18 protein-coding genes and 1 tRNA gene are annotated in these 21,675 nt (G+C 46.4%); 13 read left to right on the top strand and 6 right to left on the bottom strand.

Features of this window, described 5'->3' with window-relative positions; all coding sequences use genetic code 11:
• Nucleotide 1: 1 nt before the first annotated feature.
• Complete coding sequence (locus DXN04_RS29860) at nt 2-1,375, bottom strand: dipeptidase (protein ID WP_116857083.1); 1,374 nt, start codon at nt 1,373-1,375, stop codon at nt 2-4.
• Nucleotides 1,376-1,566: 191 nt separating this feature from the next.
• Between DXN04_RS29860 and DXN04_RS29855 the strand changes: the two genes are divergently transcribed.
• Together DXN04_RS29855 and DXN04_RS29850 are read left to right on the top strand one after the other, a co-directional pair.
• Nucleotides 1,567-1,944 carry an RNA polymerase sigma factor gene (locus tag DXN04_RS29855; protein WP_116857082.1) on the top strand — a complete coding sequence of 126 codons (378 nt, stop codon included), beginning with the start codon at nt 1,567-1,569 and terminating at the stop codon, nt 1,942-1,944.
• Between the two features lie 81 nt (nt 1,945-2,025).
• A complete protein-coding gene (locus tag DXN04_RS29850; protein ID WP_116857081.1) occupies nt 2,026-3,219 on the top strand; it encodes a FecR family protein in 1,194 nt (397 codons plus the stop codon).
• On the opposite strand, the gene DXN04_RS29845 is transcribed toward DXN04_RS29850, so the two are convergent.
• Complete coding sequence (locus DXN04_RS29845; protein ID WP_116857080.1) at nt 3,209-3,673, bottom strand: response regulator; 465 nt, start codon at nt 3,671-3,673, stop codon at nt 3,209-3,211. The two genes, DXN04_RS29850 and DXN04_RS29845, sit on opposite strands and share 11 nt — an antisense overlap.
• A 367-nt stretch (nt 3,674-4,040) precedes the next feature.
• Here DXN04_RS29845 and DXN04_RS29840 point away from each other — a divergent pair, with 367 nt between their 5' ends.
• Genes DXN04_RS29840 through DXN04_RS29830 form a run of 3 tightly spaced genes read left to right on the top strand, consistent with a single transcriptional unit; the run spans nt 4,041 to nt 5,864 of the window.
• Nucleotides 4,041-4,631, top strand: coding sequence for a LemA family protein (locus DXN04_RS29840; RefSeq protein ID WP_116857079.1), 591 nt, complete (start codon nt 4,041-4,043; stop codon nt 4,629-4,631).
• Between the two features lie 22 nt (nt 4,632-4,653).
• Nucleotides 4,654-5,103, top strand: a complete 450-nt coding sequence (locus tag DXN04_RS29835; RefSeq protein ID WP_116857078.1) for a TPM domain-containing protein — start codon at nt 4,654-4,656, stop codon at nt 5,101-5,103.
• A 20-nt stretch (nt 5,104-5,123) separates the two neighbouring features.
• A complete protein-coding gene (locus DXN04_RS29830) occupies nt 5,124-5,864 on the top strand; it encodes a TPM domain-containing protein (protein ID WP_116857077.1) in 741 nt (246 codons plus the stop codon).
• Between the two features lie 72 nt (nt 5,865-5,936).
• Here the strand turns inward: DXN04_RS29830 and DXN04_RS29825 are convergent, their stop codons facing one another.
• The 4 genes from DXN04_RS29825 to gap form a co-directional block, all read right to left on the bottom strand.
• Complete coding sequence (locus DXN04_RS29825) at nt 5,937-9,032, bottom strand: sensor histidine kinase (RefSeq protein ID WP_116857076.1); 3,096 nt, start codon at nt 9,030-9,032, stop codon at nt 5,937-5,939.
• 29 nt (nt 9,033-9,061) lie between these two features.
• On the bottom strand, nt 9,062-10,315 hold the full coding sequence (gene dctA / locus DXN04_RS29820) for a C4-dicarboxylate transporter DctA (RefSeq protein ID WP_116857075.1): 1,254 nt from the start codon (nt 10,313-10,315) through the stop codon (nt 9,062-9,064).
• A 74-nt stretch (nt 10,316-10,389) separates the two neighbouring features.
• Nucleotides 10,390-11,586, bottom strand: coding sequence for a phosphoglycerate kinase (locus DXN04_RS29815; RefSeq protein ID WP_116857074.1), 1,197 nt, complete (start codon nt 11,584-11,586; stop codon nt 10,390-10,392).
• Nucleotides 11,587-11,693: 107 nt separating this feature from the next.
• Nucleotides 11,694-12,710: a type I glyceraldehyde-3-phosphate dehydrogenase gene (gap, locus tag DXN04_RS29810; RefSeq protein ID WP_116857073.1), complete on the bottom strand. Its 1,017-nt coding sequence runs from the start codon at nt 12,708-12,710 to the stop codon at nt 11,694-11,696.
• Between the two features lie 167 nt (nt 12,711-12,877).
• Between gap and DXN04_RS29805 the strand changes: the two genes are divergently transcribed.
• The 8 genes from DXN04_RS29805 to DXN04_RS29770 all read left to right on the top strand — a co-directional run bounded on the left by DXN04_RS29805 (nt 12,878) and on the right by DXN04_RS29770 (nt 21,675).
• Nucleotides 12,878-12,952, top strand: a tRNA-Glu gene (locus tag DXN04_RS29805).
• Between the two features lie 47 nt (nt 12,953-12,999).
• On the top strand, nt 13,000-13,521 hold the full coding sequence (locus DXN04_RS29800; RefSeq protein ID WP_147320099.1) for a hypothetical protein: 522 nt from the start codon (nt 13,000-13,002) through the stop codon (nt 13,519-13,521).
• Complete coding sequence (locus DXN04_RS29795) at nt 13,502-14,365, top strand: helix-turn-helix domain-containing protein (protein ID WP_116857071.1); 864 nt, start codon at nt 13,502-13,504, stop codon at nt 14,363-14,365. The genes DXN04_RS29800 and DXN04_RS29795 overlap by 20 nt, the downstream gene beginning before the upstream one ends.
• A 63-nt stretch (nt 14,366-14,428) precedes the next feature.
• Nucleotides 14,429-15,199, top strand: a complete 771-nt coding sequence (locus DXN04_RS29790; protein WP_116857070.1) for a nuclear transport factor 2 family protein — start codon at nt 14,429-14,431, stop codon at nt 15,197-15,199.
• Nucleotides 15,177-15,914, top strand: a complete 738-nt coding sequence (locus tag DXN04_RS29785) for a protein-ADP-ribose hydrolase (RefSeq protein ID WP_116857105.1) — start codon at nt 15,177-15,179, stop codon at nt 15,912-15,914. Before DXN04_RS29790 ends, DXN04_RS29785 begins: the two co-directional genes overlap by 23 nt.
• A complete protein-coding gene (locus DXN04_RS29780; protein WP_116857069.1) occupies nt 15,905-16,723 on the top strand; it encodes an SIR2 family NAD-dependent protein deacylase in 819 nt (272 codons plus the stop codon). The genes DXN04_RS29785 and DXN04_RS29780 overlap by 10 nt, the downstream gene beginning before the upstream one ends.
• Nucleotides 16,724-16,797: 74 nt before the next feature.
• The gene (locus tag DXN04_RS29775; protein WP_116857068.1) at nt 16,798-18,423 is read left to right on the top strand and encodes a hypothetical protein; all 1,626 of its coding nucleotides are present in this window, start codon (nt 16,798-16,800) and stop codon (nt 18,421-18,423) included.
• 276 nt (nt 18,424-18,699) lie between these two features.
• Nucleotides 18,700-21,675, top strand: a complete 2,976-nt coding sequence (locus DXN04_RS29770; protein WP_116857067.1) for a glycoside hydrolase family 9 protein — start codon at nt 18,700-18,702, stop codon at nt 21,673-21,675.

Here is a 21,675-nt window from a genome sequence, read left to right as displayed (position 1 = left end):
ATTATTTCTTATTCATTTCCGCAAAGAACTTGTGGAAATAAGGAATGGTTTCAATTCCTTTATAATAGTTAGCCAGACCATACTTCTCATTTGGAGAGTGCAGGTTGTCGCTATCTAATCCAAAGCCCATGAGGATGGTCTTCAGTCCCAGTTCTTTTTCAAACAGTGCTACGATAGGAATACTACCACCACCGCGCACTGGTATTGGAGATTTACCAAAAGTTGTCTTGATAGCTTCGCTGGCAGCCTTGAATGCCACATGATCAGTCGGCGTTACATAAGGGCTGCCACCATGGTGAGCGGTTACCTTTACTTTTACAGACTTAGGGGCAATCTTTTCGAAGTGTGCCTTGAACAGGTCAGAGATCTGGATCCAGTCCTGGTTAGGAACCAGGCGCATAGAGATCTTGGCATGTGCTTTAGAAGGCAGTACGGTTTTGGAACCTTCCCCGATATAGCCACCCCAGATACCGTTTACCTCCAGGGTAGGACGGATACCGGTACGCTCGATAGAAGTATATCCTTTTTCTCCCCACAGTTCTTCTACGCCCAGGTCTTTCTTATACTCAGCTTCGTCGAACGGTGCTGCGTTCAGGGCAGCCCTGTCTTCTTTGCTCAGTTCCTGTACGTTGTCGTAGAAACCAGGGATGGTAATGTGGTTATTTTCGTCATGCAGGGAAGCGATCATCTGGCAAAGGATGGTAGCAGGGTTTGCTACAGCACCACCGTATACGCCGCTGTGCAGGTCGCGGTTAGGGCCGGTCACCTCTACTTCCATATAAGACAGGCCGCGAAGACCGGTATCCAGGCTGGGATTTTCCAGGCTCAGCATGGAGGTATCAGAGATGAGTACCACGTCTGCTTTCAGTCTTTCCTTATTTTCCTTGATAAAGATCCCCAGGTTGGCAGAACCTACTTCTTCCTCCCCTTCAATCATGAATTTGATATTGCAGGGAACAGAGTTGGTATTCATCATGGTTTCGAATGCCTTCACGTGCATGTAGAACTGGCCTTTATCGTCCGCAGAACCGCGTGCATAGATCTTTTCATCTTTGATTACTGGTTCGAAGGGACCGCTATGCCAGAGTTCCAGGGGGTCAGCAGGCTGCACGTCGTAGTGACCATATACCAATACGGTGGGAAGGGCCGCATCGATGATTTTTTCTCCATATACGATAGGGTGGCCGGCAGTAGGGCATACTTCTACATTGTCAGCACCCGCTTCTACCAGGCGTTGTTTCACCGCTTCGGCGCAGGCCGCTACATCTTTGTTAAAACGGGAGTCTGCGCTTACGGAAGGAATGCGCAACAAGGCCAGCAATTCTTCCAGGAAACGGTCTTTATTCTTTGTCTGATAATCTTTCCAAACTTGCATATTCCACTAAGTTTTTCTTTAGAAAGCTGCAATTTAAGGGAAAGTCTATAAATAGGGGTTTAGAAAAATCGGAATTCATTAACATGGCATTAACACAATTCTCCTTCTTTCTATCGAAATTTAAATGGTATTGGGGACATGACACTTAGCGCATATTAGGGAGACTAACTAACCAAAATAACCTTATTCATATGATTACCAGCGAGGATACCGCTATGTTATCCGCATTGAAGAAGGATAATACCCTGGAGGCCTATCAATACTTCTTTATGAAATATTATAAACCCCTCTGCCTGAAAGCCAGTATAATGTTGGGGAGTATGGATGAGGCAAGGGAAGAAGTACAAAAGATATTTATAGAAGTATGGAAGACCCGGCAATATCAGCAGATAGAACATGCCCCCGGTGGCTTTTTCTATCAACTTGTTGATGCCAGATGTCGTCAGTTGCAGGAAACAGTCGTGGCTACTGCTCAACAATACAAAGCGCCCTGCCCACCCTGTGAAACGGGGCCGGCACTGGTGCCTACGTCAATTACAACACCACTGATCATGGCTATTGAGAGATAACCCGGCCCATGACGTAAGATATAAAACCAAGACTCAACGTAATTATTATCTTAAAAACCCTCGTAACCACTCTATAAAAAAATGAAATACGACCAAGAGTACATTTACAGTTTACTACTGCGTAAGCAACTTGGCGATTTAACTGAAGTGGAAGACAAGCTGCTGCAAAAGGAAATGCATCACAATGAAAATGTGCGCCGCTGCTGGCAGGAATATGAAGAAGCCATATTGTACACCAATAATGCTTTCCTGGAAGACCTCCAGGTAGAAGCTGACTGGCTGAAAGTCAAAGCTATACTGGAACCAACGCCTGTATATCTCAGGGTATTGAAATACCTGAAGAAAGTGCGGGTAGCGGCAGCTATTATCCTTGCTATAGGCGCTACCGCAGCGGCATATTATTTAGTACCTGCCAAAAAGCAGGCACCTCATCAAACAGCCAACCATTACCGCATTGTTTTACCACAAATGGCAGGCAGACCTATATTCTCTGCGCCTGCACCAACGTCGGTAGCCACCAACGATGATGAGGTGATAACTACCGATTCCGCTATTAAAGTAGTAGGCGATTCCGGGGCTATTGCCATCAAAAATATCCGTCCGGATACCATCTACCAGAGCAAATCCCTGGAGTGGAATACGCTGACCGTGCCCCCCAAGCAGGATTATCATATTGAACTGGCAGATGGTACGGAAGTACATCTCAATGCCAGCTCCACGCTGCGTTTCCCATTTATCTTCCCCGGCAAGACAAGAGAAGTATACCTGGAAGGGGAAGCTTACTTTACGGTAGCGCACAACCCTGAAAGGCCGTTTATTGTACACACAGGAACCACCTCCGTGATAGCCTTAGGTACGGCTTTCAACGTCAATTCTTATGATAACAATACAGTTACAACCTCCCTGGTGCAAGGTATTGTGGTGACAGATGTAGGAGATAGTCTTGATGTAACACTCAAGCCCGGGTTTGAGGCAATATATCATCCCGGTGAGCGGTTCAAGGTAAAAAGGTTCGACGAAACGGTTACCCTGGGTTGGCGGGAAGGCGTATATCGCTTCCGCAACAGGCCGATGGAAGAGCTGAGACCTGTATTGCAACGCTGGTTTGGACTCAAGCTGGACTTTTCGGCAGCACCTTCATTTCAGAACACACACTTCTCGGGCAGCCTTGAAAAAGATAAAAAGGTTGAAGATTTTCTCGACGAGATCTGTAAGCAATTAAAGTTGGACTATCAGATATACGACAATACTGTTCACTTCATGGTTAAGAAATGAGTTTCTGACGGAGCAGGAACTCCAGCTTCTCATTTACATCCAGCAATTTTGCTGTCAATTCCTTATTTTCTTTGCGCAGGGCATATACTTCAAATGCCTTTTCTATGTTGTGACGCAGGTCCTCGTCATTCCATGGCTTGGAAAAATACTTGTACACCTGACCTTTGTTGATGGCATCAATGACCGCATTGATGTCGGCATAACCTGTCAGCAGGATTCGGATGGGCTCAGGATATTTATCCAGGATGGATTCAAAAAACTCAATCCCGGTCATCTTGGGCATCCGCTGATCTGAAATGATGATATGAATTTCTTCCTTTTCCAACACTTTCTCTGCTTCCTCAGCCGAACTTGCCGTAAATACCGTGTATAGTCTACGGAAAGATGCTTTGAACGCATTTAAGTTATGAATCTCATCATCGATATACAGAATATGGATGTGTTGTGCACTCATTGAAGCAGACTTAAATACAATTTAATGAAAAATAGAGGTGTACAAAACGAATGAAAAGTATTCCTAACGATATATTTACAATAAGAAAACACCACCAAAATTATAGAGAAACCTACATTTGCTGACTGACTTTTTCACCAATGCTGATTTCTTTCTTGTGAAAGTAAAATATAATCCTTTTATCGTTCCTGCGGTTATTGTTCAGTAAGTTGGTTAGCAGGCTTTAGCATAATAACTCCTTGTACTTTGCGTAATTTCTTGTAGGTTTGGATAAGCCTGTCATTACTCACTATACTAATTTACAGAAAATCAGGGCAATACAAACAGGCATTAACATTGTTATAATTGTAAATAAATCTAAGCACAAATGAAAAAGAGTACGCTCACACTTATCATTATTCTTGCCGTAGTTGTCATTTTTGGAGGCTGTGGAGTTTCCAAATACAATAGCATTGTACGTCTGGATCAGGCAGTAAAAAGCAAGTGGAGCAATGTGGAAGCACAGTATCAGCGCAGGGCAGATCTGATCCCGAATCTGGTAAGTACTGTTAAAGGTGCTGCCAATTTTGAGAAAGAAACCCTGACCCAGGTAATGGAAGCCAGAGCAAAAGCTACCCAGATCACGATCAAAGGCGATGACCTGACTCCTGAAAAAGTACAACAGTACCAGGCAGCACAAGGTCAGCTGAGTACAGCACTAGGCAGATTGCTGGCTGTATCTGAAGCCTATCCTGAACTGAAAGCTAATCAGAACTTCCGTGACCTGCAGGCACAACTGGAAGGTACTGAGAACCGCATTACCGTAGCACGTAACGACTTTACCACTGCCGTAGAAAGCTTTAACGCAACTGTCAGCACTTTCCCTAACAACATCGTAGCCGGTTTCGGTGGTTTCAAAGCCAAAGAATACTATATGGCCGACAAGGGTGCTGAAAACGCTCCAAAAGTGCAGTTCTAATATCAAAACAGCTCACTCATCTATGCGTTTATTCCCTAAAAAAGAACTGCTCACCGAAGCAGAGAAACAGCAACTGGTACAGGCTATCCGCAGTGCGGAAAGAATGACCAGCGGAGAGATCCGGGTATATGTAGAAAGCCATTGCAAATTTGTAGATCCCATGGACAGGGCCCAGCAGATCTTCGTTCAACTGAGCCTGGAAAAGACAAGGTTCCGGAATGGGGTACTACTTTACTTTGCACTGAAAGACAAACAATATGCAATTGCCGGGGATAAGGGCATTCATGAAAAAGTGGGCAAAGATTTCTGGAAAGAAAGAACCAAAAACATGCTGGCACATTTTGCCAATGGCCAGGTGGTAAAAGGTATTGAAGCCTGCATCACCGAGATAGGCGAAGCACTCTGTGTTCACTTTCCACATGAAGGAGACGACATTAACGAATTACCGGACGACATTGTAGTAGGGAGATGAGGACAATAAAAATAATTAAGATGAGGCAAGTATACTGCCTGCTCTTAGGTCTTTTCTTAGCCATAGGAATGGTACAGGCACAGGAACTAAAGATTCCTGCCCGCCCCAGTCCACCCCGGCTGGTAAACGACCTGGCAGGTGTTCTGCAGGGCGATCAGGTGGCCAGCCTGGAAAACAAATTGTTGGAGTTTAACGATACCACTTCTACCCAGATTGCGATCGTAACCATCCCTTCTACCAATGGAAGGGACATCGCCGAAGTTGGCCTCGCCATACTGCGCGACTGGGGAATCGGTACCAAAGACAAGAACAATGGGATCCTGATCCTGGCTGCTATAGACGACAGAAAGATCCGTATAGAAGTCGGCACAGGTATGGAAGGCGCGGTACCCGATGCTATCGCCAACCGTATAATCGATGAAAACATTAAACCTAACTTCAGAAACGGCGACTATTATCAGGGCTTTAATGAAGCGGTAGACAAAATTATCGATGCGTCGAAAGGAGAATATAAAGGAACACCTAACAGGCGGAAGGAATCCAGCAACGGACCCGGCCTGTTTATACTGCTCTTTATTATTATTGTGATTATCTCGATCCTGCGCAACCGTGGTGGCGGTGGTGGTAACGTTATCAGCCGTCGTGGATGGATCGGCCCTATTATTGGTGGCTTTGGGGATAGTGATCGCGGAGGAGGAGGCGGCTTTGGCGGCTTCGGAGGTGGCTCCGGTAGCGGAGGCGGTGCCAGTGGTAACTGGTAAAATAATTGAAAAGCGCCCGTATCATACTCCTGATACGGGCGCTTTTTTTATTTAGGCAGCACTGAAGCTTTTTTATTCTTCATCCAGCGGGAACCATACATTCACCCTCGTCCCTGTTGGCAAATCTTCTATATTAAAAGTCATATCCAGGTTGTATCGTTTATTGTACAGCGCTAACCTGTCCTGTGTAATCTGCACCCCACGGGAATGATGCCCATCCCCTGTTCTCAATGCAGCTGACTTTTCTCTGCCAATTCCATTATCCTCTATCGTACACAATACCCTGTCTATCTCTTTCGTAAAGATGATTCTAAGCATCCCCCGCTCCTTTTTGTGTAAGAGCCCATGCCAGATAGCATTCTCTACAAAGGGCTGTAAGATCATGGTAGGAATATCTGTAAAGTCAGGATCCAGTGCTTCATCTACACGAATATCACAATCAAACTGATCTTCGAAACGCAGTTTTTCCAGCTCTATATAGTTCTCCAGCATCCTGATCTCCTGCGAAATAGTGATGCTGTTTTGCTGGGAGTTATCCAGTACATTCCTGATCAGTCTTGCAAAACGGCTCAGGTAGGAAAGCGCCTGCTCCGTTTCATTCTTCATCATAAATGTCTGTATAGAGTTCAGTGCATTGAAGATGAAATGCGGATTCATTTGTGCCCGGAGCGCCTTCATTTCCAGCTGGGCAATCTGCTGTTCTATATTCGTACGCCTGCGTGCCTCTCTTTTGATCAGGTAAATCCTGATCCTGAAATAGGTGTAGACACAGGCTATGATCAGGAGCAGGCAGAGTAAACGGAACCAGGTAGTCTGCCAGAAAGCAGGAAGGATATTGAAGTACAAAGTGGTGACACCTGAAGAAAATGTACCTGCTGTGTTCATACTCCGTACCCTGAATATATAATTCCCCGGGGGCAGGTTGGTATACCTTGCTACCAGTACCCCATTGGCCTGCACCCAGTCTTCATCCACCCCATCCAGCTGGTAAAAATAGCGGATCGCTTCATGATGATATTGCAGGCTTTTGAACTCTATGTTGATAAAGTTCTGCCGGTGGTTCAATGCAAGCGGTGCATTCTTATCATACAGGGTATTCAGCTGCATACTGCTATCCATAGCCCTGAAATTGATGATCGTCACATTGGGTGGCGAGGGTGCTACCTTTAGTGCCGCCGTATCCAGCACCACAAAGTGATCGGATGCCCCTATCATCAGCCGGCCATCTGCCAGCCGCACTATCCGTCTTCTCACTTTTCGGTTATTGTCAATGATCTGCCCTGTCTGCACAAAGGTTTCCAGTCCGAAATTCCGCCTGTTGAAACGGTAGAATCCATAGGGTGTAGTAAACCATAATCCTTTATTGCCGGAGGGCAACAAGCTCAGTACCCATTCGTCAAAGAGGGTACCATTGATCAGGAGCGGATTGGCGGTATGCTGCCTGATATCGTATACCCACAGTCCATGTTCTGTACCTGCTACGAGGGTAGAATCATCCAGGAGGTTCAGACAGGTGATATTGCTGACGGACAACTGGCCATAAGGAAACAGTTCTCTCGACACTATTTTCTGCGTGATATGATTGTAGCGGATCAGGCCAGCATCGCTGGTTGCCAGCCATAAGATGCTATCGCCCTGCCCGGCTATATCCATAACCGTAATGGGATGACGAATTTTGTTCAGCAGGTTCTGGCAAATCGTAAATGAATCTGTCACCGGGTTCCAGCGTACCAGTCCGTTCTTATATAAACCTATCCACACAGTGCTATCATCGTCAGGCTGCATGGTCATGAGTGTCTGATCACCGAAAAGTTCTTTGTGCTTATGCGCTACAAATTTTCCCTGCTTCGGATCAAAAACGGAGAGCCAGCCATTCTCCTGCCCTACCAATACTTTTCCATCCGGCATTTGCGCAAAGCTCCATACCAGTCCTCTTTCTTCAGGTACTTCCTGCAGGAATTGCCGCTTTAATTGCAGTGAAGGGGAGAGCCAGCTAAAGCCTTTGCCCCAGTAGCCGGCATAGATATTTCCCCTGTCATCCTGGAATAGTCCGGTTACTTCCGCCTGGGGTAACTTTGCATTTGGATCCCGCTGGTCCATGATGCGGAATGCCTGATCAGGCGGATTCAGAATATTTAATCCCCTGTCACTACCAATCCATAGCCGGCCATCCCGGTCGTTCAGGAAACAGTTGACTTCAAAATCGTAGTGGAATCTTTTATCATCGTCGTTATTTGCGCGGATATTGATGTGGAAATCGCCGGCTTGTTCGTCATATCGATAGATGCCCCCCATTTCTGTAGCTACCCAGATCTGTTTGTCCTTATCTTCTGTAATGTCGGTAACCATATTCCCTTCGGGGGGCTTATTGATCCTGAAGGGCCAGGCTTTCAGTTGTTTTTGTGCAGGTATATAGCAGTAGAGGGTGTCGCCCAGTCTACCTGAAGCCCACAAGCGTTCGCGGCTATCGATGAAAAACTGCTTGACACTGGTTTCTGTATTGAGCAGCGGAATATGTAAGGGGTTGTTGTCTTTGCTATACAGGTGCCTGCGATCTGCACTCAGCATGTAGATGCCCTGTTTACCACTGATCCAGAGGTTGCCAGCCCTGTCTTCAATAATAGCGCTGTACATTTCTGCCCTTTGCGGGGCAGGTATTTCCTTTGGGATGACAAAGGTGGCGGCTTCTTCATCATAGCGGTACAGACCTTCCTGGGTGGTGACCCAGATGATGCCGGCATGATCCTGTATAATATGACTACAGTAAACATTGCCGGTGCCCACTGGGAGCATATCCATCTTCAGCACCTTTACTTTGGAAGTGCCAGGATCATAGTAACGGATATTATCAGGAGCCCCCATCCAGATCCTCCCTTTTTTATCTTCACAAAGACAGATATCGTCGTAGTAAATGGAACCCGGCACTTTGTCGAAGCTGGCAATAGTGATCAGGTTACTCCCATCATAACGCTGCAGGGCAGTGCTGGCAATCCAGATAAAACCTTTATGATCCTGTAGAATGGCGGATACGTGATTGCTGGCCAGCCCATCGCTAAGGTCGAGATGACGGAATGAATATGAAAGCGCCGACTCTTGTGCATGCACAGAGAAGCTATATATTGCAAGCAGCCAATATATAAAAGCAACAAGGCGTAACTTCACATTCATAAGGTGGGAAAAACTAAAAATAACTAATATTACTGAACACCTATAGCGAGCTTATACTTTTCCTCATCAAAAGCTTTTTCACTTTTTGCCATTACAATAGTGGCTACGCCATTACCGATCAGGTTTGTGATAGCGCGGGCTTCGCTCATGAAGCGGTCTACGCCTATCAGAAGTGCGAGACCACCCGCAGGGATTACTTTGATCACCGCCAGCGTGGAAGCCAGTACTATAAAACCGCTACCCGTCACACCTGCAGCACCTTTGGAAGTAATCATCAATATACCTATGATGGTCAGTTCCTGCCAGATAGTGAGGTCTACTTTTGCTGCCTGCGCCAAAAATATCATAGACATGCTGAGATAAATACTTGTACCATCCAGGTTGAAAGAATAACCGGCAGGGATGACGAGGCCGACCACTTCTTTGTGGCAGCCCATCTTCTCCAGTTTCTCCATAATACCCGGCAGGGCGGATTCTGAGCTGGAGGTACCGAGTACGATGAGCAATTCGTTGCTAATAAATTTGAGGTATTTCCAGAGACTGAATTTGTATAGGTAAGCGATCGTTCCCAGTATGATAAAGATAAAAAGGAACATGGTGAGGTATACACAAAGCATGAGGGAAATCATGGGGTGCAGGGCCTTGAGGCCAAACTTACCAATGGTAAATGCCATGCCACCGAAGGCACCGATAGGAGCCAGTTTCATGATAAACTTCAGGACATTGAAAAAGACTTCTGAGATCCGCTCAAAGGTATTGAGCAAGCCATCTCCTTTACCATTGAGTTTGGTTATCCCATACCCAAAGAGGATAGCGAACACCAGTACCTGGATAATCTCACCTTTGGCAAAGGCCTCTACGGCATTGGAAGGAACAATATGGAGCAGGAACTCGGTCCAGCTAAAGCCGGCAGCATCGTGCTGAATTTTGGCTGCTTTTTCAAGGTCAGCACCCGAGACGCTGGAGAAGTCCATGCCCTTGCCGGGCTTCAGGTAATTAGCTACGACAAGGCCAATAGTGATAGCGAGCGTGGTTACGATTTCGAAGTAGAGTAGCGCTTTGCCGCCTACCTTGCCTACTTTCTTCATATCTCCCATCCTGGCGATACCGAGTACGATGGTCAGGAAGATGATGGGGGCTATCAGCATTTTGATCAGGTTGATGAAGATAGTACTGATCAATTCTCCGGTAGGGGCTATTTTGGGATAGTAATGACCGACTAGAATACCGATGATGATGGCAATGATAACCTGGAAGTAGAGGTGGCGCGTTAGTTTACTCATTCCATCAAGATAGTAAAAAAACCGAACGCTTCTGCCTGGGGCAGAAGCGTTCGGTTAAATATTTATAAGCAGGATTATGCTTTTACAGCAGCGATACCTGGCAGGGTCTTTCCTTCGAAGAACTCCAGCATAGCACCACCACCTGTAGATACATAGCTTACTTTTTCAGCCAGGCCAAACTGGTTAACAGCAGCAACGGAGTCACCACCACCTACCAGGGAGAATGCACCCTGTGCTGTAGCCAGTACGATGGCATCAGCTACAGATTTAGTACCATTCTGGAAAGCCTTCATTTCGAACACGCCCATAGGACCATTCCACAGGATGGTTTTGGACTGTTGGATAGTTTCGCTGAAGAGTGCTACAGATTTAGGTCCGATGTCCAGCCCCATCCAGCCAGCAGGGATGTTGTCATTGCTAACGGTCTGCGTATTTGCATCAGCAGCAAATTTATCAGCAGCTACTGAGTCAACAGGCAGGATCAGCTGAACGCCTTTTGCTTTTGCTTTAGCGAGCAGTTCAAGTGCCAGGTCCAGTTTCTCGTTTTCACACAGGGAGCTACCGATTTCTTTACCCTGCGCCTTCAGGAAGGTGTAAGCCATACCACCACCGATGATGATGTTATTAGCTTTTTCCATCAGGTTTTCGATGATCAGGATCTTGTCGCTCACCTTAGCACCACCCAGGATAGCGGTGAAAGGTTTTGCAGCGCCGTGCAGTACTTTTTCCGCATTGCCTACTTCAGCTTCCATCAGCAGACCAAACATACGTTTGTCAGCAGGATAGAATTCAGCCATCACAGCTGTAGAAGCGTGTGCACGGTGAGCAGTACCGAATGCATCGTTTACATAAACGTCGCCCAGTTTAGACAGTTTTTCTGCGAAGCCTTTATCACCTTTTTCTTCTTCTTTGTAGAAGCGCAGGTTTTCCAGCAGCAGTACTTCGCCTGGTTGCAGACCAGCAGCAGCTTTTTCAGCTACTTCACCGATGCAATCGGCAGCGAACTTAACGGTCACACCATCCAGCAATTTGATCAGGTGGTTAACCAGGTGTTTCAGGGAATATTTATCGGTAGGACCATCTTTCGGACGACCCAGGTGAGACATCAGGATTACGCTACCACCATCAGCAAGGATCTTTTTGATGGTTGGAACAGCAGCGGTCATACGGGTATCATCGGTGATCTGGAATTGATCGTTCAGCGGCACGTTAAAGTCAACACGCACTACTGCTTTATGACCTTTAAAGTTGAAATCGGAAAATTTACTCATTGGTTCTGTTTTACTCTCTGGTGAATAAACGATAAATGGTGAACAGTGAATGGCGGAAAAATTTCACCATTTACCATTCACCATTTACATCTTATGATCTATAAAGCTTATTTGCTGATCAGACCGGCGAAGTACTTAACGGTACGAACCAGCTGAGAAACATAGCTCATTTCGTTGTCATACCATGATACAGTCTTAACCAGTTGTTTGTCGCCTACAGAAACGATCTTAGTCTGAGTAGCATCGAACAGTGAACCGAAGGTGATACCGATGATGTCGCTGCTTACGATTTCGTCTGTAGTATAACCGAATGACTCGTTAGAAGCAGCCTTCATTGCAGCGTTGATTTCTTCAACAGAAGTTTTCTTCTTCAGAACGGTAGTCAGTTCAGTCAGGGAACCTGTGATGGTTGGAACACGCTGTGCGTTACCATCCAGTTTACCTTTCAGGCTAGGCAGCACCAGGCCGATAGCTTTAGCAGCACCAGTACTGTTAGGTACGATGTTAGCAGCAGCAGCACGTGCACGACGCAGGTCACCTTTTGCATGAGGCGCATCCAGGGTGTTCTGGTCGTTGGTGTAAGCGTGGATAGTGGTCATAACACCCAGCTCAATGCCGTAGTTATCTTCCAGTACCTTAGCCATTGGTGCCAGACAGTTTGTAGTACATGAAGCACATGAAATGATAGTTTCGCTACCATCCAGGATATCATGGTTTACGTTGAATACTACAGTCTTCAGGTCACCGGTAGCAGGAGCAGAGATAACAACTCTCTTAGCACCAGCCTTGATGTGAGCTTCAGCTTTGTCTTTATCAGCGAAGAAACCGGTTGATTCGATTACAACGTCAACACCGTGGTTACCCCAAGGAATTTGAGAAGGATCTTTTTGAGCGTAAATTTTCACCTCATGTCCGTTAACGGAGATAGCGTTATCGGAGTGCTTCACATCAGCATCGAAACGACCCTGAGCTGAATCGTATTTCAGCAGGTGAGCTAAAACTGCGGGACTTGTAAGGTCATTAATAGCTACCACGTCTATACCTGGCATATTGAAGATCTGACGGTATACTAAACGGCCGATACGACCGAAACCATTAATACCGATTTTAAGATTAGTTCCCATTTTACACTGAGTTTGTTGAGATTGAAAAAAATTGATTGCGAAGTTACATGCTAGACGGGGATAAAGCAATAGAATTTTAAGTTAACGAAATTTTTTTTGGAAATATGAAAATCCCGCTTACCTTTGCAATCCTAAATTATGGAATCGCGCCATAGCTTAATGATTAAGCCGCGTTGGTCAATCGGCTAAGACGCCTCCCTTTCACGGAGGAATGACGGGTTCGACTCCCGTACGCGGTACCAGTAGAAAGGTTGCTCAATCGAGCAGCCTTTTTTATTTTATGCCGTTCATGAATATACCCGAATCCCTTCTCCTGACTCATTGTATAGCCACAATTAGCTTTCTGGTAGCCACGCTGGTAATAGCAAAACTCCGAAAGGTTATTCACCCCTATCTTGCTACTGCCAATTCTATCGCTGCTGCTCTTGCTTTAGTGAACACGACATGCATGATCGTTAACCTGATCATTGCCTGGGAGGCCTCCCCGGATCACATGTTCTTCAAATACCGTTCAGTAACTTTCTTACCGTTAATTGTTATTTATGTGGCTGCAATTTCGCTCACTCTTTTAAAGAAACTAAGAGCTACGGTCTTATTTTCCTTGATTTTAATCATTGTTTATGCCTGTCTGATCTCCAATACAATGGCATATTTGATCATTTATACTTTCAATCCGGGGGCCTTGTCCGTCAGTTGGTCATATCCCTGGCCGGAATCTTCAGCGTTATTATTCCCCCTGCCGGCAGCTGCCATCTATTCCGTAATTTGCTATCACATCGCCAAAAGGATACATGCACGCCAGAATCACTAAATACGAGTTTAAAGCAGGCCTGCCCGTGGAATTTGAAATCATTCCATTGGAGAAACTGTACCGCAACCATAGCGACATGCTGACCATGCCCCACCGTACTGGCTTTTACCACATACTCTGGTTTCAGAAAGGAACACCTGTACACTGGGTAGACTTCGAACCCATCCAGGTACAGCCAGGCACGCTACTGTTCTTAAACAAAGACAGGGTACAGCGCTTTGATGTGCACGCCGACGCGGAAGGATATGCAATTTTATTTACAGGTGATTTCTTCAGCCAGGACCTCAAATACCTGCATGGCAATATCCTGTTCAATGACCTCATGAAGGTGGCCATGGTGCATGTAGCCCCCGACAACAAGCCTTTCAGCGACCTGATGGCCCTGATGCAATGGGAACTAACCCATCCTAAAGATGCCGGTCAACCTCACATCCTGCACAACCTGTTACACAATTTTCTCCTATATGCAGAGCGGGAATACCGCCAGCAAACCTTTACAGAACTAAAGAAAAATGCAGACCTGGATTATTTACTCCTGTTCAGGGAAATGCTGGAAAAGAATTACCAGACGGAGAAACAGGTGCAGTTCTATGCCCGCGAACTCCTGGTAACCGAAAAACGTCTGAATACCGCTACCGGCAAAACCGTAGGCAAAACACCCAAGGAAATGATTGACGACCGGGTGATGCTGGAAGCCAAACGCCTGCTGGCCCATACCCAGGATACCATCAAGGAAATAGGCTATACGCTGGGCTATGACGAACCTACCAACTTCATTAAGTATTTCAAAAAGCACAATGGGCAAACTCCGGTTGAATTCAGGGAACAATTCACGATGGAGTAAAAGTATCATACAATATCCCGTTTCTACCTTTTCCCGCCCCCTTACAAGCTGCAACTTTGCAGTATGAAAGATAACAAACAAAAGGTCATCGACCTCCTAAACAGCCTTGAAACCGGCGACAGCGCTCCGGTTGCATATATCAATCAGGACAATTATACCCAGCACAACCTCGCGATTGCCGATGGCTTCGCAGGCTTTGGTGCACTGGTACAGAACAAACCTGCGCAGGGATTTAAAGTGAACATAGTGCGTGCATTCCAGGACGGGGAATATGTATTTACCCATACCGAATACGACTTCTTCGGGCCTAAGATCGGCTTCGACATTTTCCGTTTTGAAGAAGGCAGGATCGTAGAGCACTGGGATAATTTACAGGCACCTGTATCACCTACCGCTAACGGGCATACTATGATTGATGGTGACACCACCCTTACTGACCTGGATAAAACTGCAGAGAACAAAACATTCATTCAGGACTTCGTGGAAAAATTCCTGGTAGGCGGCGATGCTACTATCATCCCGGCTTACATCAAGGCCAATGGTTATGTACAGCACAACCCGCATATCGGCGATGGCCTCGAAGGATTACAACAGGCATTGGCTTACTTTGCAGCAAATAAGATAGGCTTCAGCTATTCCGCTATCCACAAAGTACTGGGAGAAGGTAACTTTGTACTCGTGATCAGCGAAGGCCAGATGGCTGGTGTACACAGCACTTTCTATGATCTGTTCCGTGTGGAAGATGGAAAGATTGCTGAACACTGGGATGTGATTGAAGCAATACCTGCAGCTGATAAATGGAAAAATCAAAATGGCAAATTCGGTTTTAGATAAGTTATTGGATTTCTTTGGCCCTCCGCCACAGGTGGCGTTGGGCCTCAGCAAACGAGAACAGCTCAAAGCACACCTGACGAGCGCTCCTCCTCCACTACCAACGTCTATACTCCAGCTGACAGATGAATTGTTTCTCCAGGAACAAAGACCGTCCGTAGCCGTTGATGAAATATTGTGGAAAGGAGATATCACTACCCTGCAGGTAGATGCAATTGTGAATGCAGCAAATGAACAGCTACTCGGCTGTTTTTTGCCATTCCACAAATGCATAGACAATGCCATCCATTCCGCAGCAGGGCCGCGTTTGCGGGAAGCATGTTATAAACTGATGCGGCAACAGGGGCATGCGGAAAAGACCGGGGTAGCTAAAATTACCCCGGGATATTTTTTACCGGCCAGGTACGTATTGCATACTGTAGGACCGATAGTTGGCCGGCAACAACCCACCCTTTTGCAGGAAGAGCAGCTGACCGCTTGTTATACAAATTGCCTGGAAGTGGCAGCAGCGAATGGAGATATTGAGAGTATTGCTTTTTGCTGTATTTCCACGGGTGTATTTGGCTATCCCCCGGAACTAGCTGTAAAGGTAGCGTTGCGTACCGTGTTCAATTGGCTGGCCGCAAATCCCCATAGCACGGTGCAAAAAGTAATATTCAATGTATTCAGTGATGCAGATTATCAGATTTATCAAAAAGAATTAGCTGTATGGAAATAGTGCAAATGATTCGTGATGCCAAAGTGGTTTTAATAGGAGCAGGAGCCGGCATGAGTGCTGCTGCGGGTATTGATTATACCAATACCGAAAGATTCCGGCAACTCTTCCCTATAATGTACAAAAGAGGCTTCCGCAATAATTACCAGTTAATGGGCTACCAGGGATTATCTCCTGCCATCATCTGGGGTTACCATGCCATGCATGTGCAAAACGTAGCGTACGATAACCGGGAGGCTGCTGTATACCAGCAATTGTTTTCACTGGTAGGTGACAAAGAATACTTCGTCATTACATCCAATGTGGATACCATGTTCGAAAAAAATGGCTTTGATCCGGCCAGGATCTTTACGCCACAGGGAAATTATAAGCTGATGCAATGTTTGCGTCCCTGCTCTGATGATACATATGATACCAGGCCAATACTCGATAAGCTATTAGCACATCTTGATCCTGTTACGCACGAGATTAGCGATGCCAGTGCAATTCCCCGCTGCCCTAAATGTGGTGGCGAAATGTTCATGAACGTCCGTGGAGGCAGGTGGTTTATTGAAAAGCCCTATGAACAGCAGGGAGCGCGCTTCCAGTCATGGGTGCATGAGCACTTACACACTCCTATACTCATTATGGATCTGGGCACCGGCTTCAATACCCCGGGTGTGGTGCGCTGGCCCATGGAGCAGATTACTTACCATAATCCTGCCGCCTTCCTGCTTCGTTTTAACAGGGACCATCCGGAAGTTCCTGCCGAAATAGCGGATCGCTCCCTTCAACTAAGGGGAAATATAGATGAGCTGCTGGCAATGCTATAATAAAAGGCAAAAACATATTAGGATATATAAGATTCGTGTTTGACCTTTGCAGTATTGTTTAAACACCACATTTTATGCCCTATTCCTCGAATTACCTGGTGGTAAAATTAGTTCTTGTTGCTACTGGTATTGCAATCAGGTTTATTGTAAAAGCAACAAAAGATTCAACAACTGATGATTATCCCTACAAAAATGATCCTCCCAAACCCGCTGCTCCGGCCAAAGAACCCGACTCACGCATTAATGTTATCACTGATGCCGGGCGATTGGAAAAATTAAGACTTGAAGCGAAAGGACAAGCGGCAACTGAAGTCATTTCTATCAGTACACTGGCAAAAGGATTTCGCCGAAAAGATCCATCGGTGATGTTTACCATTGTAAACATCCTGAACGGACAGGATGCTACTCAATGCAATGCATTAATGAGTGCGCTCACTAAAAACGACAGCGATGATGTTACTTACACCATCACTGATCGTCAAATGACACAGGCCATCCTGGCAGCTGTAGCAAACCCCGATGTAGAAGCAAACGCTGTAGCCCTGGCAGGTTCCACTGGCATCAATGGTTATATGGATGTATTTGAGCAGCGACTGACTTCAGGCAACTCAACGGTGCCTGATCAGCTGATCTACTGGCTGAGCCGCAGTGAAAAGGGAGCATATATGCTGCCTTACCTGGAAACGAAACTGACAATGCCAGCCCTTGGCGATTGCCTGCTGGCAATTGGAGAAAAGGGCAACCAGCTGGTGAAAGACCGTGTAGGTGAACTGGCTTTGAAAGCTGATAAAGCGCTCCCTCATGTGCTGGAATGCTGCTTTAAATATGGTGATGAACGTGTTGTGCCTATCGCCCGGGAACACCTGAAACACAGATCATATACGAAAATGGCCATGAGTGCACTGATCCGCATAGATGGGCCTAAATACTTCAATGAACTCAACGTACTGCTGAAAGATCCAGCCACCTTTGAAGCTGCCCTCGAGGTCATTGAAGAAATGGATAAGGGTAATATGACTGACAGTCTGCTGAGAACCATCATCACCCAGATGGAGATGAGCAATGACTACTCTGAAGATGCGTCTTACAAACTGGCCAAAATACTGATCGAAAGCGGTAAAGCAGAATGGTTAAATACACCCGGTCAGCTCTCCGAAAACACACAGCTGGTGCTTGCTGTAGACCGGGCCTACAAACATGCGAGGATGCAACTCCACACAGTAGTAACAGACCTGCGCAAAGCATTGCTGGTACCACCTCACTATAGCGAAGCCCAACTGGAAGCTCTCTGGAAAAGATCCAGCCATCCAAGGAAATTTGTGTATAACTTTTTTAAGGAACATAGCATGTTGTTGCGCTATGATACTGAATCCGGACAGTCTCCGGTACCGTATGCTGAGCTGATCGAAGAATATAAAGCGAAGTCACTGGGCACCCTGAGTCACCTGCATGTGTGGGCAGATGAAAACGGGGAAAAGATCACCGTTCTCAGTAAAGACAAAGCGTATATAGTAACGCCGGGAAATAATTCAGGCGACTGGTACGATGTACCGCTGGTCGATGAGCTGATCACAAAAGTGCTGGCGGACTTAAATTGTACCGACCGTTTCCTGCCGGTGAATCCAGATGACCAGACAGCATTGTATGTATTTGGTTATCCTGCGAGAGTCAATCCACTGATCAGGAAATATTTATCATAATATGCTGAACCACAGTACGGGTTCTAGCGTAGTATATAATTAATTTCATGCCGGCAGCAGGTTTTTTCTCCCCCGCGGCCTGTTGCCGGCTTACTTATATTTAAACTGATACCCTACCAACCGCGGCAATTTTTTGTTTATATTTAATTATTCCCTAAACTTGCGTTACCATATCATATATCCTTATTTGAAGACACACTATTAAAACCTATAATTTCTCCAGGGCCAATTTAGAAACCCATTGGTCCCTTTTCATTGATTTTTAAACAGTACCCGATGAAAACCAGATTTTCCCTCGTAACTGCGAAGGGAGGCAAGCTGCTGCGCCTACCCCTGTTCGCCACCATCCTGACGATGGTATCCCTCAAACCCACGTATGCACAGCAACACAACTATGCAGAAGTATTGCAAAAGTCGATGTTCTTTTATGAGGCCCAACGTTCTGGTACCCTGCCAGCGGATAATCGTGTCACCTGGCGTGGCAACTCCGCACTCTCCGATGGGAGTGATGCAGGGCTGAACCTGACAGGTGGCTGGTATGATGCCGGCGACCATGTGAAGTTTAACTTCCCCATGGCTTTCTCAGCAACCATGCTCGCCTGGGGTGCGGTTGACTTTGCAGATGGCTATAATAATTCAGGACAGATGAAGTACCTGAAGAGCAATCTTCGCTTTGTAAATGACTATTTCATTCGCTGTCATACGGCACCTAATGAACTGTATGGCCAGGTAGGCAATGGCGGTACAGACCACGCCTGGTGGGGATCTTCAGAAGTAATGGCGATGACCCGCCCTGCTTACAAGATCGATGCTACACATCCGGGCTCTGACCTGGCTGCGGAAACTGCTGCTGCCATGGCGGCTGCAAGCATGGTATTCAAAACTGATGATCCCACTTACAGCGCAACGTTGCTCACACACGCCGTCCAGTTGTATAATTTTGCTGATACCTACCGTGGGGTATATTCTGCTTCCATCACTGATGCTGCAGGTTATTACAATTCCTACAGTGGTTACAACGATGAACTGGTATGGGGCGCAATCTGGCTCTACCGCGCTACAGGCGATGCTGCATGGCTCACTAAAGCTGAGACTTACTACGCCAACCTTTCTACGGAATCACAAACAGCGATCAAATCTTACAAATGGGGACTTGCATGGGATGATAAATCTACCGGCTGTTATGCCCTGCTGGCCAAGCTTACAGGCAAAGCCCAATACAAAGAAGATATTGAAAGGCACCTTGACTATTGGACAGATGGCTACAATGGATCACGCATTACATACACTGCCGGCGGCCTTGCCTTCCTGGATGTATGGGGTGCGCTGAGATATGCTATCAACACCGGTTTCCTGGCTGCTTACTACAAAGATGCGGCGACTACTACCGCCAAAGGCAGTAAGTACTACTCTTTCGCACAGTCACAAATGAACTATGCACTGGGCAGCAATCCCAACAACCGTAGCTATGTATGTGGCTTTGGTAATAATCCTCCCGTAAAACCACACCATCGTACGGCACATGGTTGCTGGACTAATAACCTGACTGGTCCTCCGGCCGAATCAAGACATACCCTGTATGGTGCACTGGTAGGTGGTCCTAACAACGATGATTCTTACACCGATGACCGTGGTAACTATGTGAATAACGAAGTAGCTACCGACTACAATGCAGCATTCTCCGGTCTGGCAGCAAAGCTGGTACAGGAGTATGGTGGTACGCCGCTGGCCAACTTCCCGGTGGCGGAAACACCTACAGGCGAATTCACCATCGAAGCTAAAATCAATGGCAGCGGTACGACCTATACCGAATGGTCCGTGTGGGTAAACAATCATACCGCATGGCCTGCGCGTATTGCATCCAAACACGTATTCCGCTTATTTATTAACATTTCAGAAGGGCTTAGCGCCGGTTATAAGCCTACTGACTACGTCGTTTCTTCCAACAATGCAGATGTAACTTTTACACAATTACAAGCCTGGGATACGGCTCAGCATCTCTATTATACAGAGGTTACTTACAACCCTGCGCTTAAGATCTGGCCGGGTGGTCAGGGTGAGTCTAAAAAAGAATCCCAGATCCGTATCCGTCTTCCTTACGAAGCCCCTGCCAGTGCATGGAGTGCAGCAAACGACTGGTCTTCACAAGGTGTAGATGCTACCCTGAAAGAAGTCAGCAATATTCCGCTATATGTAGATGACAAACTCGTATATGGCAGCACACCTACACCAGCTGTAGTAGTGCCTGTGACAGGCATCACCGTTACACCGGCTACCGATACACTGAATATCAATACCACTGCACAACTTACAGCCACTGTACTGCCATCCAATGCGACCAACAAGTCCCTGACCTGGTCATCTGCCAACACTGCGATTGCAACTGTAAGCAGTACCGGCCTGGTGACGGGCCTCACATCTGGCAGCGTAGCCATCTTCGCCACTACCGCTGATGGCGGGTTCCAGGATACCAGCTATGTGTATGTGAGGAATGTGGTAGCACCTAAGCAGTATTCAATTACTACAGCAGTATCAGGAACAGGTAGCGTGACCCTCAGCCCTGCAGGCGGCACTTATACGGAAGGTACTGTAGTGACACTGACCGGAACAGCAGGTAGTGGTTATGTGTTCAACAACTGGAGCGGCAGTATCTCTGACACGCTCAATCCTGTTACTGTTACAGTAAATGCTAACCTGTCCATCACGGCCAACTTTAAACAACGTGTTAATACAGGCAGCTGTGATAATCCTTCTGTCGTAACATTGCCATTTGCGAAAGATGGTGCGGGTGAGTTCTGTTATGTGATATCAGGCAATATTTCTTATATCAATTCATGGAACCTGGCTAAACTGGAGATCAATGGTGTGGATTATACCAATACATGGTTTAACAGCATGCCGGCAAGGGTGAATGGTAATTACTATGTGCATTATACAGGCTCTTATGGCTGGTCACATTTTGAGGCGGCAGGTACTGAGACCAATGCCAGACAGACGATGGTTGCAGCTACCACTTCAACTATCTATCCTAACCCTGTCACCCGGCATAGCTTTGCCATCCGTGTAGCAGATAAAGCAATTACGGATGTAATTGTGACTATCACAGATATGTCTGGCAGAGTCCTGTTGAGAAAATCAGCGAAGGCAAATGAAACAATAACCCTTCCCTCATCAATACCTACAGGTATTTACAGCGTGGAAGTAAGCACTAAAACAAAGAAAGTGATGAGCACTAAACTGATGATTCAGTAA

The sequence above is a fragment of the Chitinophaga silvisoli genome (assembly GCF_003412465.1).
GTDB lineage: Bacteria > Bacteroidota > Bacteroidia > Chitinophagales > Chitinophagaceae > Chitinophaga > Chitinophaga silvisoli.
Note: the sequence above shows the minus strand (reverse complement) of the source record. Positions and strands in the feature narration are given on the sequence as shown.

Excerpts from the sequence above, each read along its gene's own strand:
- DXN04_RS29860 (WP_116857083.1), bottom strand. The coding sequence starts at position 1,375 with ATGCAAGTTTGGAAAGATTATCAGACAAAGAATAAAGACCGTTTCCTG.
- DXN04_RS29855 (WP_116857082.1), top strand. The coding sequence starts at position 1,567 with ATGATTACCAGCGAGGATACCGCTATGTTATCCGCATTGAAGAAGGAT.
- DXN04_RS29850 (WP_116857081.1), top strand. The coding sequence starts at position 2,026 with ATGAAATACGACCAAGAGTACATTTACAGTTTACTACTGCGTAAGCAA.
- DXN04_RS29845 (WP_116857080.1), bottom strand. The coding sequence starts at position 3,673 with ATGAGTGCACAACACATCCATATTCTGTATATCGATGATGAGATTCAT.
- DXN04_RS29840 (WP_116857079.1), top strand. The coding sequence starts at position 4,041 with ATGAAAAAGAGTACGCTCACACTTATCATTATTCTTGCCGTAGTTGTC.
- DXN04_RS29835 (WP_116857078.1), top strand. The coding sequence starts at position 4,654 with ATGCGTTTATTCCCTAAAAAAGAACTGCTCACCGAAGCAGAGAAACAG.
- DXN04_RS29830 (WP_116857077.1), top strand. The coding sequence starts at position 5,124 with ATGAGGCAAGTATACTGCCTGCTCTTAGGTCTTTTCTTAGCCATAGGA.
- DXN04_RS29825 (WP_116857076.1), bottom strand. The coding sequence starts at position 9,032 with ATGAATGTGAAGTTACGCCTTGTTGCTTTTATATATTGGCTGCTTGCA.
- dctA (WP_116857075.1), bottom strand. The coding sequence starts at position 10,315 with ATGAGTAAACTAACGCGCCACCTCTACTTCCAGGTTATCATTGCCATC.
- DXN04_RS29815 (WP_116857074.1), bottom strand. The coding sequence starts at position 11,586 with ATGAGTAAATTTTCCGATTTCAACTTTAAAGGTCATAAAGCAGTAGTG.
- gap (WP_116857073.1), bottom strand. The coding sequence starts at position 12,710 with ATGGGAACTAATCTTAAAATCGGTATTAATGGTTTCGGTCGTATCGGC.
- DXN04_RS29800 (WP_147320099.1), top strand. The coding sequence starts at position 13,000 with ATGAATATACCCGAATCCCTTCTCCTGACTCATTGTATAGCCACAATT.
- DXN04_RS29795 (WP_116857071.1), top strand. The coding sequence starts at position 13,502 with ATGCACGCCAGAATCACTAAATACGAGTTTAAAGCAGGCCTGCCCGTG.
- DXN04_RS29790 (WP_116857070.1), top strand. The coding sequence starts at position 14,429 with ATGAAAGATAACAAACAAAAGGTCATCGACCTCCTAAACAGCCTTGAA.
- DXN04_RS29785 (WP_116857105.1), top strand. The coding sequence starts at position 15,177 with ATGGCAAATTCGGTTTTAGATAAGTTATTGGATTTCTTTGGCCCTCCG.
- DXN04_RS29780 (WP_116857069.1), top strand. The coding sequence starts at position 15,905 with ATGGAAATAGTGCAAATGATTCGTGATGCCAAAGTGGTTTTAATAGGA.
- DXN04_RS29775 (WP_116857068.1), top strand. The coding sequence starts at position 16,798 with ATGCCCTATTCCTCGAATTACCTGGTGGTAAAATTAGTTCTTGTTGCT.
- DXN04_RS29770 (WP_116857067.1), top strand. The coding sequence starts at position 18,700 with ATGAAAACCAGATTTTCCCTCGTAACTGCGAAGGGAGGCAAGCTGCTG.